The organism is Acinetobacter terrae, from assembly GCF_002135195.1.
In the GTDB taxonomy this organism is placed as follows: domain Bacteria; phylum Pseudomonadota; class Gammaproteobacteria; order Pseudomonadales; family Moraxellaceae; genus Acinetobacter; species Acinetobacter terrae.
Map to the genome: position 1 here is coordinate 50,360 of NZ_NEGF01000008.1, position 17,104 is coordinate 67,463.

Genomic DNA, 17,104 nt, shown 5'->3' on the forward strand with positions numbered 1-17,104 from the left:
ACGTGCAAATGTTGATTAGGATTATAAGCTGGTTAAACCAGTATTGAGGAAAACGATATGCCACAATACAAAGCGCCCTTACGTGAGATGCAATTCGTTCTACATGAACTATTAAATGCTGAAGAACATTATGCAAAACTCCCTGCATTTCAAGAAACCGTAAGCCGTGAGTTGGTTGATCAATATTTAGAAGCTGCTGCTGACTTCTGTGAAAATGAACTTTCTCCTCTTAACCAAGTGGGCGACCGTGAAGGTTGTACTTGGAATGACGGTGTTGTAACGACACCTACCGGCTTTAAAGAAGCATACAAAAAATATATCGAACTTGGCTTCCCATCGTTATCTGCGGATGAACAATATGGCGGTCAAGCTTTACCAAATTCTTTAGGTATTACCATTTCTGAAATGGTCGGTACTGCAAACTGGTCTTGGGGCATGTATCCGGGTCTTTCTCATGGTGCGGTACGTACTTTGGAACACCACGGTTCTCAAGAACAAAAAGACACTTACCTGCCTAAACTTGTTTCAGGTGAATGGACAGGTACCATGTGCTTAACAGAATCTCATGCAGGTTCTGACTTGGGTATCATCCGTACCAAAGCTGAACCGAATGCTGATGGTAGCTTTGCAATTTCTGGCGAGAAAATCTTTATCTCTGCTGGTGAACATGACATGGCTGACAACATCATCCATATCGTTCTTGCTCGCCTTCCTGGCGCACCGAAAGGTACTAAAGGCATTTCGTTATTCATCGTACCTAAATTCAATGTAAATGCAGACGGTTCAATGGGTGAACGTAATGCAGTACGTTGTGGTTCAATTGAACACAAAATGGGTATTCATGGTAACGCAACGTGTGTGATCAACTTTGATAAAGCTCAAGGCTTCTTGATTGGTCCTGAAAACCGTGGTCTAAACTGCATGTTCACCTTCATGAACACTGCACGTATTGGTACTGCTGTACAAGGTCTTGCAGCTTCTGAAGCGTCTTTCCAGGGTGCACTTGCCTATGCGAAAGATCGCTTGGCAATGCGTTCACTTTCAGGTGTCAAAGCGCCAGAAAAAGAAGCTGATCCTATTATTGTTCACCCTGCTGTGCGTAATATGCTTTTAACTCAAAAAGCATATGCAGAAAGTGGTCGTGCGCTGGTTTACTTATTGGCTCAATATGCTGACGTGGTTGAACACGGTACAACTGAAGAAGAACGCAAATCTGCGGACAACATGTTGTCTCTTCTTACCCCAATCGCAAAAGCATTCTTGACTGAAACAGGTTCTGAATCTGCGAAACACGGTGTTCAAGTATTCGGTGGTCATGGCTTTATTTCTGAACATGGCATGGAACAAATTGTTCGTGATACACGTATTGCGTGTCTTTACGAAGGTACCACTGAAATCCAGGCGCTTGACTTGTTAGGTCGTAAAGTTTTGGGTACTCAAGGTGCAATGTTGAAAGACTTCACCAAGATCATCCACAAATTTGCTGAAGCAAACAAAGACAATGCTGCAATGAAAGAATTCGTTGAACCACTTGCTGCTCTAAATAAAGAGTGGGGTGATTTAACCATGCAGATTGGTATGCGTGCAATGCAAAATCCGGATGAAGTCGGTGCAGCTGCGGTTGACTACCTCTACTTCTCTGGGTACGTAACCCTTGCTTACTTATGGGCTCGTATGGCACTTCTCGCTCAAGAAACGCTTGCTGCTGGTACGACAGAAGTTGACTTCTACAACGCGAAAGTTACGACTGCACGTTTCTACTTCAAGAAAATCCTTCCACGCGTACGTTCACACGTAGACGTGATTGCAGGTGGTGTAGAGCCATTACTTGCTTTAGATGCTGAACACTTCGCATTTTAATTTTCATAAAGTTTTAACTTGATGAACAGGAGAAGGACGGTCATTGATTTGACAGTCCTTTTTCTTTATAAAAGATGCAAAATTAATCTTTAGTCGTCTAACAACAATATTCTTCATCGCTTAGACTCAACTAAAACCGAACTGACTCAAACAATAAACAGGTAATACCTTATGCCAATTTATAATGCACCTCTTGCAGATATGAAATTCATCCTGAATGATGTTTTTAATGCAGAGCAATTCTGGCAAGCCAATGAAAATCTTGCCCATGTGGATGCGGCAACGGCTGAAGCTATTCTTGAAGAAATGGCGAAATTTGCCCAAAACGTTACTTTACCGATTAACCGTACGGGTGATGAAGAAGGCGCTAAAATTGAAAATGGCAATGTGACCACGCCTGCTGGCTTTAAACAAGCATTCAAACAATATGCAGATGGCGGCTGGATTGGCTTGGGTGCAGACGAAGAATGGGGCGGTCAAGGCATGCCAAAAATGCTGACGGTACTTGCGGATGAAATGCTGTTCGCAACCAATCCATCATTCTTGCTCTACCCGCTTCTATCTGTAGGTGCAGGTATGGCGCTCAACAGTTACGCATCTCAAGAGCAAAAAGAAACATATTTACCTAAAATTTACTCTGGTGAATGGTCAGGCACCATGTGCTTGACTGAACCGCATGCAGGTACAGACTTAGGCATTATTAAAACTAAAGCTGAACGCAACGAAGATGGTACTTACAACATTACCGGTACTAAAATCTTTATTACGGGTGGTGACCACGACTTAGCGGAAAATATCATCCATTTAGTCTTAGCTAAAACACCGGATGCACCTGCAGGTTCACGTGGGATTTCATTGTTTATCGTACCTAAATTCATGGTTAACGAAGATGGTTCACTCGGTGAACGCAATGCGGCAGGTCCGGGTTCAATTGAACACAAGATGGGGATTAAAGCCTCTGCAACTTGCGTGATGAACTTCGACGGCGCCAAAGGTTACCTTGTAGGTAAAGAAAACGAAGGTCTGGCTGCGATGTTCGTGATGATGAACTACGAACGCCTGTCGATGGGTATTCAAGGTCTAGGTGCATCTGAATTTGCCTACCAAAATGCAGCGCAATATGCGACTGACCGTATTCAAGGTCGTAGTGCTTCTGGTATTCAATCTCCAGCCAAAGCAGCAGACAGTATTCTGGTACATGGTGATGTACGTCGTATGTTGTTAAATGCCCGCGCAAATAACGAAGCATCGCGTGCATTTGCAGTGTATGTGGGTCAGCAACTGGATATCACCAAGTTCTCTACCGATGCTGAAGCAGTGAAAGCTGCCAACAATCGTGTTGCATTACTTACGCCAATCGCAAAAGCATATTTAACCGATACTGCTTTTGATGCAGTGATTGATGCGCAAATGGTGTTTGGTGGGCATGGTTATATTCGTGAATGGGGTATGGAACAATGCGTACGTGACTTACGTATTGCTCAAATTTACGAAGGCACCAACGGTGTTCAGTCTCAAGATTTAATTGGTCGTAAAACCATTAAATGTAAGGGTGAATTCATTGCTGAATATATTCAGGAGATTCGTGACTTCGCGAACAGCCTGGATGCTGATCTTAACTTCATTAAAGATGCAACATTAGATGCAGCAACTGAAGTTGAATCAGTGACTCAATACGTGATTGAAGCTGCACGTGAAAACATTGAATTCCCGAACTCTGCGGCTGTAGATTACCTACATGCTGTAGGTCTTTTAAGCTTCTCTTACATGTTCGCAAAAATTGCGAATGCAGCTAAAGCGAAAGAAGGCGAGTTCTATCAAAACAAATTGGCGCTTGCTCAATACTTCGTACAACGTATTTTGCCTGAACTTGCACTACGCATCACCAAAGTAAAAGCAGGTCCAGAAGTGATCATGAACTTCAGTGAAGATTACTTTACTAACCAATCTTAATTTAAATCAGATATAAAAAAACGCCTGCATTGTCAGGCGTTTTTTTATCTTTTTTTCATCTAAAATTAATTAGATCTTTTCAACAATAATGGAATCTGAAATTTTTTTACTGTTTTGTGCCTCTTGATGAATTTTCACAATTTTTATCACTCCCTCGGATTGTAAATTTTCACATAAGGCAATCAGCTTCTGCATTTCATCTCCCTTAATACCCGAACCTAAAATGAGTTTTTTACCATTTTGTAAACTATTAATTTTTGTTTGAATTGTTTTTAACATTTTCTTTTCCCTGATCAATGAAATAACCATTCATACAATATATCAATTCCGTATGAAAAAAATACAGTCCATTGAATTATTTATAACATTCATTTTTTTACCTTTTAATGTGCATGAAAATTGCATACTGTTTAATACCAGTTTCATACAAATACTCATCTAATATAAAGGAGGAAAAACATGCCAAAACCTGATGCCAAAGTTGAAAAAATTGAAACCCTCCTCGACCGTTTCGGAAATATCGCTGTAGAAAGTTTTCATTATATTGCGCTATTTATTATTGGCTGTATGGTGATCTGGTCTGCGGGTCATACCGTATTTCACATACTTACAGTGAAGCAATTCGCTACCATTGACGATATTCTGCTGTTATTTATCTATCTTGAACTGGGCGCCATGGTCGGTATCTATTTCAAGACCAATCACATGCCGGTGCGTTTTCTGATTTATATCGCGATTACGGCACTCACTCGCCTCCTCATTTCAGATATCCAGCACGATCATAAAGCGGATATGGACTTGGTAATTATTACCGGTTCGATTCTGATTCTGGCTTTTGCAATCTTGGTGGTGCGCTATGCGTCCTGGACTTACCCATCTGTGATTCGTGACAAGCATAGTGAAAAGTCATTACCCGAAGGTAAAACGCCACGTCCGCAAGATGATGAGTTGGCTTAGAAGTTCCTTATAAAAAAGTCCCCCTTTTGAAAGGGGGATTTAGGGGGATTCTTAACGATTCGGCACCAACATATAGCGCCCATTTTCAAAGATCCAGTACGTTCCATTGGGCGGTGCAGGCAAACCTAAACGTTGCCAATCCGTAATTAAGGCATGGCTTGAACTTTCAATCCGTGCCGTATTGGGATCACCATTCACCCAGCTATAGCTTTGTGAGTTATGGGTGATAGTCGTGGGAGCGCTGTATTGAATACTGATACCATTTTGTATCGGTGGATAATAACCGCCATGTGGTGGTGGACGTGATGGATAATGTTGGTCATTGGGGTGATTTTGCGGATAGTGATTATATGGATGGCTATTTCGTGGATAGCCAGGACGCTGCTGTGGATAGTTATTTTTTGGATAGCTATTTTGGGGATAGCTAGTTTGAGGATAAGCAGGCCGATGCTGATACTTGCTAGTATCTACACCACGATAATTGGACCACTTATTTTCCGCTTGCGTCGTCGCAGAAGCCCCCAAGAGCACGATGCCACTAAGAGCACAAACCACCGCTACTTTCATCAGAGCCTCCGAACGATATTGATCGCATCATATAGTTTATAAACTCATTTTAATCCCTAGTTTAGGATAAAAAATGGATAAAAAAGCATCTAATGCAACGTTTTGTAAATTAAATTTTGCTGTAATTTCATGCTTTCGTGCATCTAGGCACTGAATATGTTTATGCTAGGATATTATTTTTGTTACTGGATCAAACAGAGTGGCTGATTTAAGTTTTGACCGCCTACATCAATTCTTTTGCAAAGTGCCGAGCGTACAAGAAGCATTGATTGATGCTTATGGTTCAGATGGTCAACATGCATGGTGGTTTAAATTTCAGATCAATGTCGATCACCCGCTTGCATGGCAAACCGTTCAGGAATTGGGTCATGTGCTGAATTACATTTCCAAGAATGAACGTCTTCCAACCCAGTTCTTGCCTGTTTCACCACCGCCTTATATGAATGGTGAAGCGAAAGATTTTTTGGCATGGGTAATTCAATGTAATCATCCTGACTTTCCACCCGATGTGGTGTGCGACTGGTTAGAAGCGCGTTTACCGCAACCGGTTGAAGACGAAAGTCAGTGGAAAATTAAAACGGATTTAAAAGAACTCGACAAAATGAAAGATGCTGATTTGGATGCGTTAATTCCACCGAATCCTTTATAAAATATTGATATAAAAAAGAGCGCATAAGCGCTCTTTTTTATCTATAAAGCCCTCATCCCAGCCTTCTCCCAAAGAGAGAAGGAGCACTACTCAGCAAAGGAGAGCGTAAATCCCTCTTAGTCTCCCTTTAAAAAAGGGAGAAAAGTCCCTCTTTGAAAAAGAGGGACTTAGGGAGATTATTAAAACGTCGACAATCCACTCCATTCCATAAAGCGGTAAATGCCATATTTGAGTTTTGATTCATCTGCATATTGACTGTAATCGACACTCATATTTTTGCCATCCAGATTTGACCAGGCTGTATCAAAATATTGCTTGGCATCGGTAAAAACTTGCGCTTGAGATGCACCCACGACACGTAAATTGGTTTCCAGATTATAATTTTTAATATTACGTGCGGTGAAATTCGCAGAACCTAAAATCAACTCTGAATTTTGTACATTACGTTTCACAATCATCTTGCTATGACACTGCTCCCCTTGCGTATTACACCAGCGCACAGGCACACCCGCATCATTCAATTCAGAGGCCACTTGGCGATTGGGAATACCATTCTTTTGGCGACCAAAAGCATCTTTATTTGGATCGAGTAACACACGAACTTTAACACCACGTTCATGAGCTGCTATTAAAGCTTTCACAATATGACGTTCAGAAAGATAGAACATCGCCAGATCAATCTGCTCTTGTGGCTTGGCTATTTCAATCAGTTTTATCGTTTCATCAAAAATGGCTTTTTCAGTTAGTACCTGAACTTGCGGCCAAGATTTTTCGCCTTCAAACTCACCGACAATCACCATCGGAATATCGCCTTTAGACATTCGGCCCACAGCCTGTTCGGTCTTTAACACATCAATTGCAGTATTGCCTGAAACGACCAAAGCCACGTTGGAATGACGTGAACTGCCATCATGCGGATTGGCTGAAGTCACCAAGGCTTTCCAGCCCTGTGCTGTATCTACAACCACGGTTTTGCGGTGATTGGCTCTAAAATTAAATAAATTGAAGTAACTGCGTAAGGTGATTTTTTCAGGACCAAATGGATTGTTTAACCAGCCTTTTTCAAGATTATTACCCGCATCCTGACAACAGATATACCAAAAGCCCGACCACAATGGATTGGGTGCACGTAACGGTCTTAAATCCGTTTCAATCACATCAATACCGGCAGAACGTAACTGACGATAATGCTCTGGTGCAACACCACCATAAACAGAATTAATCGGGTCAGTAATCACTTTAATTTCAATATTTGGCTGTACACCACGTTTTGAAATTAAGGCATCGGTTAACTGTTGCGCCAGTGTGCGATGCGCAAGCGTTGATTCACCGACCTCTTTATTGAATAAAAACATATCCAGCACAATGGTTGTTTGCGCTTCATCAATCATTTTTAACATTTCATTAAAAATGACCTGGTTTTGTTGTTGTTTACCACTTGCATCAATATAGGTTTGATCTGCTAGAAATTTCACCTCGGCATGACGCAATTTACCCGTAAAATCCAAGCCCTCCGGCAAAGGTTTATAGGTGTGATAAATCGCAGATGAGAGATATCCCAAAGCCAACAAACCGATCATCACGCTGACATAGCGACGGCGTGACCAATTCAATTTCTGATGAATTCGTTGAAAAATACGCATAACAAAAAACCTAGTCCAATGGCATCAGACTAGGTTTTATTGCTTTATTTTTCAAGCGGATTTCTGTGAATCCTGCCTGAATGACTTTATCTACGCTAACTTTTGCCTAGAAACCAAATTCTAAACCGATGCTAAAGTTACGACCGACTTGCGGAATATTCGACAAGAATGAAGCATGTGAATACACTTGCTGATCGAGCAAATTATTGGCTTTAAAATACACGCGATAATCGTTATTTTTAGCATATTGACCTGCGTAAGATACGCCAAGATTCAGCATATTGTAGCCATCGGTTTCCTGCTCATCACTTGTGATCTTGTCCTGATTAAACACATGGTAATACTCGGCTAAACCCGACCAGTGATCATCAAAATTCGCATCGACTTTGGTACCAAGACGACCTGCTGGAACACGGGGTGCATTTTCACTGTCAATTTTGCCACGCACATAATCGCCCAATACACTCAGTTTATAAGTATCGTTCAAAGCATAACCCGCTTGTGCTTCGGCACCATAAAACTTGGCTTTATCTTGGGTGTAATCCACTAGGCGGAAATTTTCAAATTTATCTGTGGTCGCCGCATAAATGTAGTTGTCAAACCAATTGTGATAGACATGCACATGGTAATCAAACTTGTCTTGCTCATAATGCAAACCAAGCTCCAGATTATTGGATTTTTCTGCGCTTAAATTTTCATTACCACGTTCATAAGTGTTGGTCGCGAAATGCTTGCCATTAGCATACAGTTCTTGCGCCAAAGGCAGACGTTCTTGATGAGAGCCAACCAAAGACAATTTATAGCTCGGTGCAAATTCCCAGTTCACAGCCCCTGAATAAGAGAAGCCATAATCATCAAAATCTTTTTTATTTGAATCAATTGCAATTTTTTGCTGGTCTAAACGTGCGCCCAGTTCAACATGAACATCATTAAACTGCTTATGCTCTAGAGCAAACAAACTCCACTTTTGGGTTTTGGTCGGATCAAGTAAAGATTCTTCGCCAGTAATATTCAGCTTTTGCTGATTATATTGAGCACCAATCACCCCTTCCCAATTCGCAACAGGATTGTGAACCAGCTCTAAGCGTGCATCATAACCCTGACTTTTAAAATTGGTCATGACTGAATTTTCTTCAATTTCATCATGTTTATAGTCGGTATAACTGGCATGGGCGCGAAGCTTTTGAAAACCGGCAAACGGATCACTGAGTTCGGTACGGAAATCATAACGTTCTGATTTTAAATCGACCCATGGCCCAGCAGCGTGATCATGTTCTTCATCATGATCATGTCCATCATGGTCCAGCACATGGCCTGTATGGTCGCCACAAAAAAGTTCATTGTCATGAGGATGACAGTCTTCATATTCATGGCTATGCCCGGGTAAACCATATTGATCTTGACGGTTACTATATGAAATACCGCTAAAACCACGGTCGTGAATCCAGGATAAACCGACATTCACCGTTTCACCTTCGGCAAAGGTATTGTCTACACGACGTTCTTTTTCACCTTCATGAAAATAATCAGGAGCAATATAGTTGTTGGCATCACGTTTTGAACCTTCGACACGTAATGCCACTTGATCAGTTAAAGCAATGGTCGCCCCTGCACTGGCTAATTTCTCATCACTTCCAGAGTTATAACGCAAGCCCACTTGCCCTTCATAACCTTTTTCAGGCATTTGGGTGGGAATTTTATTGTCAGTGACATTCACCAATCCACCGACAGTCCCGGCGCTATACAGTAAAGTTGATGGGCCACGAATAATCTCAACTTGCTTGGCTAAAATAGGATCAACCGTTACCGCATGGTCTGGTGAAAGTGTTGATACATCGGCTGTTTCCGAAGCATGTTGTAAAATTTTAACGCGTGCACCATCTTGTCCACGAATCACCGGACGGCTTGAACCAGAACCATATTGATTCGAGTAAACACCGAGTTCATCGGCCAATGCATCGCCAATGGTCACTCCACCTTGTGCAAGTTTTTTATGATCAATCACCTGATCGGCAACTGCAAAATCTGCAGCCGACTGCACTAAGGGATGGGCTTGTAATTTGATGGTTTCTAATTGTTGGTTTGGGCGCTGCTCTTCTGCGAAGACAGCGGGTGCGATGACTGCAAAAATAGAGAGTGTAATTAAATTCTTATGAAAAGACATGGAACTGGCTCAAAGCTGCGATTTTTGAATAATGTTATAATATAACATTCCACTGTTTTTGCAATAAAAAACATTCTTTTTGTATATTTTCGGATAGACTGATTTCTAAATTCATTAATTAATAATTAAATTTTAAAGTTTTTAGATGCCTTTTACCTTATCGCATGCCGTACTCGCTCCTCCTCTTGCACATTTAACGGGTCATCGACTCCCAATTGCGGCGATTGCCATTGGTTGTATGGTGCCGGATTTGATCCGTCTGTTTGTAAATGACGAAGGTAATACAACACACCTATGGACCTCGATTATTCATCCAGATTTATGGCTTGGTTTAGGCTTTTGTGTCCTCTGGTATTTGCTCTACAGACCGGTGATTTACCGTTTTATCGGGATTCAGCATGATTTAGGCATTGAGGGTTTTGTATCAGTGCTTAAATTTTTAATCGGCATTATTGTTGCTGTGATTGTCGGTACAACAACACATATCATCTGGGATGGTTTGACCCATGCCGATTTTCGAACCTTTGCCTTTAAAGATCTTTTAAGTCAAAGCGTGATTTTGTTAGATCGAAGCTATCCTTTACATCGTATATTACAAATTGGCACCTCTATTTTGGCTGTACCGATTTTACTCTGGATGTGCTTTCGATATTACCAACAGCATCAACAACATTTTCCTGTCAGTCCAAAGATTAAATATTTTGCTTTCATATTATTGCTTATTTCTGTTGTCGTTGGATGCTTTTCTACTTGGGATTATGCCCGCTATTTTTCAACAGAAGTTTGGCATTCTGATCTGTACTATTTTGTAGGTAAATCCATCAATCAATTTGCTCAAGGGGCTTTATTGGTATTCACCTTAGGAAGCTTGTTGTTCTTGTTTTTTGACCGTGATCATCGCTTAGGTTAAAGGCTGTAAAAGGCTTTTAAACCCGCAATTCTTGCTGAATTAGCATTGTTTAGTGATCTAGTTCTTGTGACAAAATCCTCAAAGAGGCATAATTCACTATTCAAAGGCGGTACGCTGTTTACGTATACGCTTGCCTTAACCCATATAGTTGGATTTTTTACGCTATGATGCGAACTCATTACTGCGGTACTTTAACCGAAGCCCAAATTGACCAAACCGTAACATTATGCGGTTGGGTACACCGTCGCCGTGACCACGGTGGTGTTATCTTCCTTGACATGCGTGACCGTGACGGTCTTGTTCAAGTCGTTATTGACCCAGATACTCCCGAAGCTTTCTCAACTGCTGACAAGGCACGTTCTGAATTCGTATTAAAAATTACAGGTCGTGTACGTCGTCGTTATGAAGGCACAGAAAATGCCAACATGGTGAGCGGTCAAATCGAAGTTCTAGCAAAAGACATCGAAGTTCTTGCTGCTTCTGAAACGCCTCCCTTCCCATTGAATGACGAAAACACCAATATTTCTGAAGAAATACGTTTGAAATATCGTTTCCTTGATATTCGTCGTCCAGAAATGATCGATCGTTTACGTTTCCGTTCTAAATTGACCAACCTTATTCGTAACTACTTCGAAGAAAATGGTTTCTTGGACGTTGAAACTCCGATCTTGACTCGTGCGACCCCAGAAGGCGCGCGTGACTATTTAGTGCCAAGTCGTGTGTCTAACGGTAGCTTCTACGCTCTTCCACAATCACCACAATTATTCAAACAATTGTTGATGGTGGGCGGTATCGATCGTTACTACCAAATTGCAAAATGTTTCCGTGACGAAGACTTACGTGCCGATCGTCAGCCTGAATTCACCCAGATCGACGTTGAAACATCGTTCATGAGTGACGATGACATTATGGATTTGATGGAACGTTTAACAATTAAGATGTTCAAAGAACTTCTAAACGTTGAATTCGACAAATTCCCACGTATGACCTATGCAGACGCTATGCGTGACTATGCATCTGACAAACCGGATATGCGTATTCCTTTGAAACTGGTTGACGTTGCAGACATGATGCAAGACGTTGAGTTCAAAGTATTCGCAGGTCCTGCTAAAGATCCTAAAGGCCGTATTGTTGCACTTCGCGTACCGGGTGCAGGTTCACTTCCACGTAGCCAGATCGACGAATACACGAAATTCGTGGGTATTTATGGCGCGAAAGGTTTGGCTTACATTAAAGTCAACGAACTTGAAAAAGGTATCGAAGGTCTTCAATCTCCAATCGTTAAATTCATCGAGCCAATCGTGCTTGATTTGTTGAAACGTGTTGGCGCTGAAAATGGCGACATCGTATTCTTCGGTGCAGATAAAGCTAAAGTTGTGAATGATGCGATGGGTGCTTTACGTATCAAAGTCGGCCATGACATGAAGATGGCGACTTGCGAATGGGCGCCACTTTGGGTGGTTGACTTCCCAATGTTCGAAGAAACTGATGATGGCAAATGGACGTCAGTGCATCACCCATTCACGCTGCCTAAATCAAGCGTTGAAGAAGTGAAAAACAACCCCGGTGCTGCATTATCTGTTGCTTACGATATGGTATTGAACGGTACTGAAGTAGGTGGTGGTTCACTCCGTATCTTCAACCTGGAAATGCAAAAAGCCATCTTTGAAGCTTTAGGTATTTCTGAAGAAGAAGCGGAAGAGAAATTCAGCTTCTTGTTGAATGCGTTGAAATTCGGTGCACCTCCGCATGGTGGTTTGGCATTTGGTCTTGACCGTTTAGTCATGTTAATGACTGGCGCGACTTCAATTCGTGACGTAATCGCATTCCCTAAAACCAAGACTGCTGAATGTCCATTGACTCAAGCACCTGCGCCAGTTGAACCGAATCAATTGCGTGACCTAGGTATTCGTTTACGCGAAAAACCAAAAGCTGAAGTTAAAGTAGAAGCTTAATTCTTTAATTCAGTGATAAAAAACCCTGCTTATGCAGGGTTTTTTATTGCATTGAGATCAAGACTTGAGAATGGCATAATAGCTGCCTATTTCTACTTTGTGGTGAACAACCTTATGGCTATGCGTCCTGCTGTCCGTCGTCGTGCACTTGTGTTAATTATATTTGCTATAGCTCAATGGTTGTTTATGCGTTATATCTTAGCCAATGGTTTGTTCAATATGGACACCAATCAACGTATTCTATATTTTTGTGTGAGCAGCTTAGGCGGGGCCTTACTTATTTTTGTGAGTTTGATTTATATGGTGTTAAAAGGTAACGCTGACAAACCCTAATCACCTTCCGTCTCCACTGGATGTATAAGATTCTTCTTCCAGTGATTTTGCCCCATTATTTATTTTGTTCTCAAGACTTTTGACCTCATTTTCTGTGGTTTAGAAATGACGCAGCATCTTTGATGCAATAAAACTCTTTCCAAAATTTTCTTTTTATAATTATCTTGGCTATAAAGAGTTGTGCGTTGTTATGTATTTTTTATTCAAAGTTGTCTCTTTACTTCCGCTCTGTGTCTTGCAATTGATTGGATCTTGGATTGCCACATTACTTAATAGCTATAATTCATCCATGAAGCGGATTACCCAGATTAATCTGCAATTAGCTTATCCGCATTTAACATCCCAGCAACATCAGGCTTTAACTAAAAGCAGTTTAAAAAGCCAATGTATGACCTACGTAGAGTCGATTAAAATCTGGGGCATGCCACACAAATATAATGTTGGCTTGATCAAAAATACTTTTGGCGAACAGCATCTAACCGAAGCACTAAATAGTGAAAAAGGCACGATTGTTGTGCTGTTGCATTTAGGTAATTGGGAGTTGGTTAATGTTTGGCTAAATCAATATACCGCGCCTGTGATCATGTACAAGCCCAGTAAAAACAAAGGCATCAACCGCTTTATGTTAGAAGCGAGACAAAGTACGAGAGCAACGCTTGTACCTACAGATGAAAATGGCGTACGTGCGATTTTCAAGCACCTAAAACAAGGCGGGTTAACAGTGATCTTACCTGACCATTTACCTAAAGAATCTGGTGGTATTTATGCCGATTTTTTTGGACAAAAAGCCTTATCCACCACCTTAGTTTCCAAACTTGCCAGTAAAACGCAATGTAATGTGATTGGCATAAGTTGTCTGCGTAATTCAGATACTCATTTTGATATCCAATGTACTCAATTATCCGATAATATTTTGTCTAAAGATTTACAGGTTTCAGTGAACCAGCTAAATCAAGATGTTGAAGCCATGATTAATGTCGCACCTGAACAGTATATTTGGTCTTATAAACGGTTTAGAAATTGCTACGGTAATATCAATGTATACCGTTAGCTTCAGAAATGAATTTTAGCAAGTAGATGCTCTGTCTAAATCCTAAAATTACTTAAGGGAAGATCCTTTTATTCTGATAGCATCTATTTTATTCAATTAAGATAAATGATCCGAAATGGCATAATTGTTAAGTTTTTTTATTTAATTAAATCCAAAAATGAATTTGCCATCGTATCGATATCAATTAATCTTTTAACTTGTAGAGGTATCGGATAAGGGGAATTAATAATTTTATTAAAACCATCAGCCAAAGCTTTTATATCATTTTTAGGTATTAAATAGGACTGCATTACTTCATTATCAAACAACAGAGAAATACTTGAACTAGAATCATAACTAATAATAGGAACATTATTGGCTAAAGCTTCCAATAATGAAATTGGACTACCTTCGGAACTTGAGCATAAACAAACTGTATTAGCTTGTTTTATAATTTCATTTGGATGATTAGACCACCCTAAAAAATCTACTCTGTCATTAACCTTCAGCTTGTTTACCAAATCTATTAATGTTGACTGTTCAGGTCCCTCTCCCAATATACCCAGTTTTCCAGTTAGATTAGATAATGCATAAGCTTTAATTGCATGATCTACTTGCTTAAGTTTGACCAGCCTACCTACAAATAAAATATCCCATTTTTTTTCTTCAATCTGATCGAAAGGAGAGAATTTCTGAAGATTTATTCCATTTGGAATAATATTAAAATTAGCTGTTGGCACTATTTTTTCATATTTAATTTTCAAATCAGAACTGACTGCTATGATATTTTTATTGTTAAATATTTTTTTAAATTTATTTTTATGTTTTAAAAATCTTAAATTTTGCTGTATTTTCTTGATAAACAAATTAGCTGGTCTTTTTTCTAAAACAGCACCATGCATCCAAAAATAAACCTTATCTTTTTCCCATAGATAATCATAAAGATAATATCCATTATGAAACCCTAGAACTATTAAATCATAGCTCTGAGAATTTAAAACATCATTAACACGAACTATTTCATCGCTTGAAAGTTTTTTATTCTTCCATAGTTTTCCATTGGAAAATATAGTATTTATTTTTAAATCAACCACCTGAACTAAATCATTTACAAAGCACTCTTGATTTTGATTGTTCAAAACGGCCAGTTTTACATGAATATTTTGCATAGATGCTAAATAATTAGCCAAACTAACTGTGATTGATTGGGCTCCTCCTTTCCCTAAATTATCAATAACAAATAATACTGTTTTCACTTTTTAGCCCCATTAAAAAATTTATATATATATAAATGAAAAATAGATTTCACTCTAGTTAATATAGATTTTTTTATCAAACCTTGTCTATAAAACTCTTTAGCCAAGCGACTATTAAGTTTATAATTGATTCGATAATAATTTGCATGAGTTTTAAAGCAATTCGCAACTTTTTTCATTTCAACAATCATATTCATATTATTTTTAGAAAAGTTTTCCTCATGAACACGATACTGACACAATATTTCAGGAATATACCTTAAAATTTTATTTTGGTTGGTTAATTTTAAGAGTAAAAACCAGTCTTCAATTTTTATATTTTCATCATAACCTCCCACTTCATTAATATCTTTAAGTCGATACATCTGGGTTAAAGCAGGCAGATCATGTTTATTAGAAAAAATCTCTTGAAAACTATATTCAGTACGTTCAGACACCCGTTTATCGATAATTTGATTATTAGAGTCTATTAATTCAACTCCTGAGAATACTCCTGAAACATCAGGATTTTTCTCTAAATAATCTACCTGTAACTGGGTTTTATGCGCTAACATAATATCATCTGAGGCGATAATACTGATATATTTCCCATGACATAGCATTAATGCTTCATTCAATGTTGCACATAGGCCCTTATTAGGTCTTGTAGTAAAATAAACATGCTCAAATCGCTGTTTACATGCAGGCAGCATGGCCTGTATTTTTTCTACAGATTTATCCTTTGATCCATCATCAATAATAATGAACTCAATGTTTGAATAGGTTTGTTCAATTATACTCTGAATACTATCTTCAATATATTTTTCATGATTATAACAAGGAATGATAATAGAAATTAGAGGATAGTTATTTTTCATAAAACCCTAAAAAAGTTAGAAAAAGGTACATACGATAAAATCGCAACTTGTTTTTAAAGCTGAGCTCTTTGACGCCATTATTATATAAAATTAATTTTAAACATTTTTTCAAAATATCAATCCAAACCTTTTTATTTAACAATTCAAATCGCCATCTTTTAAAAATGTTATACATATATCTTACATCTTTAAATAGTACATTATTATAATCAAAAATAATATTTTCTTTTTTACAAATATCTTCAAAAATCAATGAATTTTCTAAAATAAAAATATAGTTTTTATTAATTTTTCTTGTAGTAGAATTAATATTAAATTTATAAAGATAGACTGCATCACTTATTTTTACTTTATTTGAATAATAGAAAGACATTTTGGTTACTATTTCATCATTATTTATATAGTTTTTATTATTGAAATTTAAATAGTAATTATTAGCTTTAATAAATATTTCTTTTCTATAAATTCCTGTACCGTGAACACCCCATTGGCCAATACAATTTATAAAAGCATCTTTTCCATCAACAACTTTTTTATTAGTATAATATTCAAATCTCTTAAATTTTTTATTTGTTTCATCTAAAGAAATTTGCAAATCAAAAAGGACTATATCAATTTCAGGTATTTCAAACTCTTTCATAGCTTTTTCAATAGTATCTAAATAGAACTCATCATCACAATCTAGAAAAGTGATAAAATTACCTTTAGCAATATTTAGCCCCTTTTTTCTTGCAGCTAAGGCTCCTGAATTTTCTTGATAAAAATATTGAATATTTGGGTATTTTTCAATATAAGCATTAATTATTAATGACGTTTTATCTGTTGATCCGTCATCAATAATTAATATTTCCATATTCTTATATGTTTGATTTACCAAACATTCTAAGCATAGACTAATATTTTTTTCCTCATTATATGCTGCAACAATAACACTACATAAATTTTTCAATTTTTTTTCTCGTAAATAATT

Annotated in this window: 15 protein-coding genes; 8 read left to right on the top strand and 7 right to left on the bottom strand. The window is 38.5% G+C overall.

Annotated features, from left to right (window positions below; all coding sequences use genetic code 11):
- The first annotated feature begins 57 nt into the window (after positions 1–57).
- Together B9T23_RS10130 and B9T23_RS10135 are read left to right on the top strand one after the other, a co-directional pair.
- On the top strand, positions 58–1,860 hold the full coding sequence (locus B9T23_RS10130) for an acyl-CoA dehydrogenase C-terminal domain-containing protein (RefSeq protein WP_086194012.1): 1,803 nt from the start codon (positions 58–60) through the stop codon (positions 1,858–1,860).
- A 171-nt stretch (positions 1,861–2,031) separates the two neighbouring features.
- Positions 2,032–3,813 carry an acyl-CoA dehydrogenase C-terminal domain-containing protein gene (locus tag B9T23_RS10135; RefSeq protein WP_086194013.1) on the top strand — a complete coding sequence of 594 codons (1,782 nt, stop codon included), beginning with the start codon at positions 2,032–2,034 and terminating at the stop codon, positions 3,811–3,813.
- Positions 3,814–3,882: 69 nt separating this feature from the next.
- Here the strand turns inward: B9T23_RS10135 and B9T23_RS10140 are convergent, their stop codons facing one another.
- Positions 3,883–4,092 carry a hypothetical protein gene (locus B9T23_RS10140; protein WP_086194014.1) on the bottom strand — a complete coding sequence of 70 codons (210 nt, stop codon included), beginning with the start codon at positions 4,090–4,092 and terminating at the stop codon, positions 3,883–3,885.
- 180 nt (positions 4,093–4,272) lie between these two features.
- Here B9T23_RS10140 and B9T23_RS10145 point away from each other — a divergent pair, with 180 nt between their 5' ends.
- A complete protein-coding gene (locus B9T23_RS10145; protein ID WP_067722900.1) occupies positions 4,273–4,770 on the top strand; it encodes a phosphate-starvation-inducible protein PsiE in 498 nt (165 codons plus the stop codon).
- Positions 4,771–4,821: 51 nt separating this feature from the next.
- On the opposite strand, the gene B9T23_RS10150 is transcribed toward B9T23_RS10145, so the two are convergent.
- Complete coding sequence (locus B9T23_RS10150; RefSeq protein WP_086194015.1) at positions 4,822–5,337, bottom strand: RcnB family protein; 516 nt, start codon at positions 5,335–5,337, stop codon at positions 4,822–4,824.
- A gap of 199 nt (positions 5,338–5,536) precedes the next feature.
- On the opposite strand from B9T23_RS10150, the gene B9T23_RS10155 reads away from it, so the two are divergent.
- Entirely contained in the window at positions 5,537–5,986 is a 450-nt protein-coding gene (locus tag B9T23_RS10155; RefSeq protein WP_086194016.1) for a hypothetical protein, read from the top strand.
- Between the two features lie 179 nt (positions 5,987–6,165).
- Here B9T23_RS10155 and B9T23_RS10160 read toward each other — a convergent pair whose 3' ends face one another.
- Together B9T23_RS10160 and znuD are read right to left on the bottom strand one after the other, a co-directional pair.
- Complete coding sequence (locus B9T23_RS10160; RefSeq protein ID WP_086194017.1) at positions 6,166–7,629, bottom strand: phospholipase D family protein; 1,464 nt, start codon at positions 7,627–7,629, stop codon at positions 6,166–6,168.
- 106 nt (positions 7,630–7,735) lie between these two features.
- The gene (znuD, locus tag B9T23_RS10165) at positions 7,736–9,793 is read right to left on the bottom strand and encodes a zinc piracy TonB-dependent receptor ZnuD (RefSeq protein ID WP_086194018.1); all 2,058 of its coding nucleotides are present in this window, start codon (positions 9,791–9,793) and stop codon (positions 7,736–7,738) included.
- Between the two features lie 145 nt (positions 9,794–9,938).
- On the opposite strand from znuD, the gene B9T23_RS10170 reads away from it, so the two are divergent.
- The 4 genes from B9T23_RS10170 (at position 9,939) to B9T23_RS10185 (ending at position 14,042) form a co-directional block, all read left to right on the top strand.
- The gene (locus tag B9T23_RS10170; protein WP_086194019.1) at positions 9,939–10,703 is read left to right on the top strand and encodes a DUF4184 family protein; all 765 of its coding nucleotides are present in this window, start codon (positions 9,939–9,941) and stop codon (positions 10,701–10,703) included.
- Positions 10,704–10,867: 164 nt separating this feature from the next.
- A complete protein-coding gene (aspS, locus tag B9T23_RS10175; protein ID WP_086194020.1) occupies positions 10,868–12,658 on the top strand; it encodes an aspartate--tRNA ligase in 1,791 nt (596 codons plus the stop codon).
- Between the two features lie 114 nt (positions 12,659–12,772).
- Positions 12,773–12,991: a hypothetical protein gene (locus B9T23_RS10180; RefSeq protein WP_067722914.1), complete on the top strand. Its 219-nt coding sequence runs from the start codon at positions 12,773–12,775 to the stop codon at positions 12,989–12,991.
- Positions 12,992–13,181: 190 nt separating this feature from the next.
- A complete protein-coding gene (locus tag B9T23_RS10185) occupies positions 13,182–14,042 on the top strand; it encodes a lysophospholipid acyltransferase family protein (RefSeq protein ID WP_086194021.1) in 861 nt (286 codons plus the stop codon).
- Between the two features lie 137 nt (positions 14,043–14,179).
- Here the strand turns inward: B9T23_RS10185 and B9T23_RS10190 are convergent, their stop codons facing one another.
- From B9T23_RS10190 to B9T23_RS10200, 3 genes are read right to left on the bottom strand one after another with little or no spacing between them, the layout of a single operon-like run.
- Positions 14,180–15,277 (bottom strand): glycosyltransferase, encoded by a 1,098-nt coding sequence (locus B9T23_RS10190; RefSeq protein WP_086194022.1) that lies wholly within the window; start codon positions 15,275–15,277, stop codon positions 14,180–14,182.
- Complete coding sequence (locus tag B9T23_RS10195; RefSeq protein ID WP_067722920.1) at positions 15,274–16,134, bottom strand: glycosyltransferase; 861 nt, start codon at positions 16,132–16,134, stop codon at positions 15,274–15,276. The genes B9T23_RS10190 and B9T23_RS10195 overlap by 4 nt, the downstream gene beginning before the upstream one ends.
- Complete coding sequence (locus tag B9T23_RS10200) at positions 16,124–17,083, bottom strand: glycosyltransferase family 2 protein (RefSeq protein WP_171263083.1); 960 nt, start codon at positions 17,081–17,083, stop codon at positions 16,124–16,126. The genes B9T23_RS10195 and B9T23_RS10200 overlap by 11 nt, the downstream gene beginning before the upstream one ends.
- Positions 17,084–17,104 lie beyond the last annotated feature (21 nt).

Coding starts and splice junctions, on each gene's coding strand:
- B9T23_RS10150 (WP_086194015.1), bottom strand. CDS start 5,337: ATGAAAGTAGCGGTGGTTTGTGCTCTTAGTGGCATCGTGCTCTTGGGG.
- B9T23_RS10185 (WP_086194021.1), top strand. CDS start 13,182: ATGTATTTTTTATTCAAAGTTGTCTCTTTACTTCCGCTCTGTGTCTTG.
- B9T23_RS10135 (WP_086194013.1), top strand. CDS start 2,032: ATGCCAATTTATAATGCACCTCTTGCAGATATGAAATTCATCCTGAAT.
- B9T23_RS10160 (WP_086194017.1), bottom strand. CDS start 7,629: ATGCGTATTTTTCAACGAATTCATCAGAAATTGAATTGGTCACGCCGT.
- B9T23_RS10130 (WP_086194012.1), top strand. CDS start 58: ATGCCACAATACAAAGCGCCCTTACGTGAGATGCAATTCGTTCTACAT.
- B9T23_RS10145 (WP_067722900.1), top strand. CDS start 4,273: ATGCCAAAACCTGATGCCAAAGTTGAAAAAATTGAAACCCTCCTCGAC.
- aspS (WP_086194020.1), top strand. CDS start 10,868: ATGATGCGAACTCATTACTGCGGTACTTTAACCGAAGCCCAAATTGAC.
- B9T23_RS10195 (WP_067722920.1), bottom strand. CDS start 16,134: ATGAAAAATAACTATCCTCTAATTTCTATTATCATTCCTTGTTATAAT.
- znuD (WP_086194018.1), bottom strand. CDS start 9,793: ATGTCTTTTCATAAGAATTTAATTACACTCTCTATTTTTGCAGTCATC.
- B9T23_RS10140 (WP_086194014.1), bottom strand. CDS start 4,092: ATGTTAAAAACAATTCAAACAAAAATTAATAGTTTACAAAATGGTAAA.
- B9T23_RS10180 (WP_067722914.1), top strand. CDS start 12,773: ATGGCTATGCGTCCTGCTGTCCGTCGTCGTGCACTTGTGTTAATTATA.
- B9T23_RS10170 (WP_086194019.1), top strand. CDS start 9,939: ATGCCTTTTACCTTATCGCATGCCGTACTCGCTCCTCCTCTTGCACAT.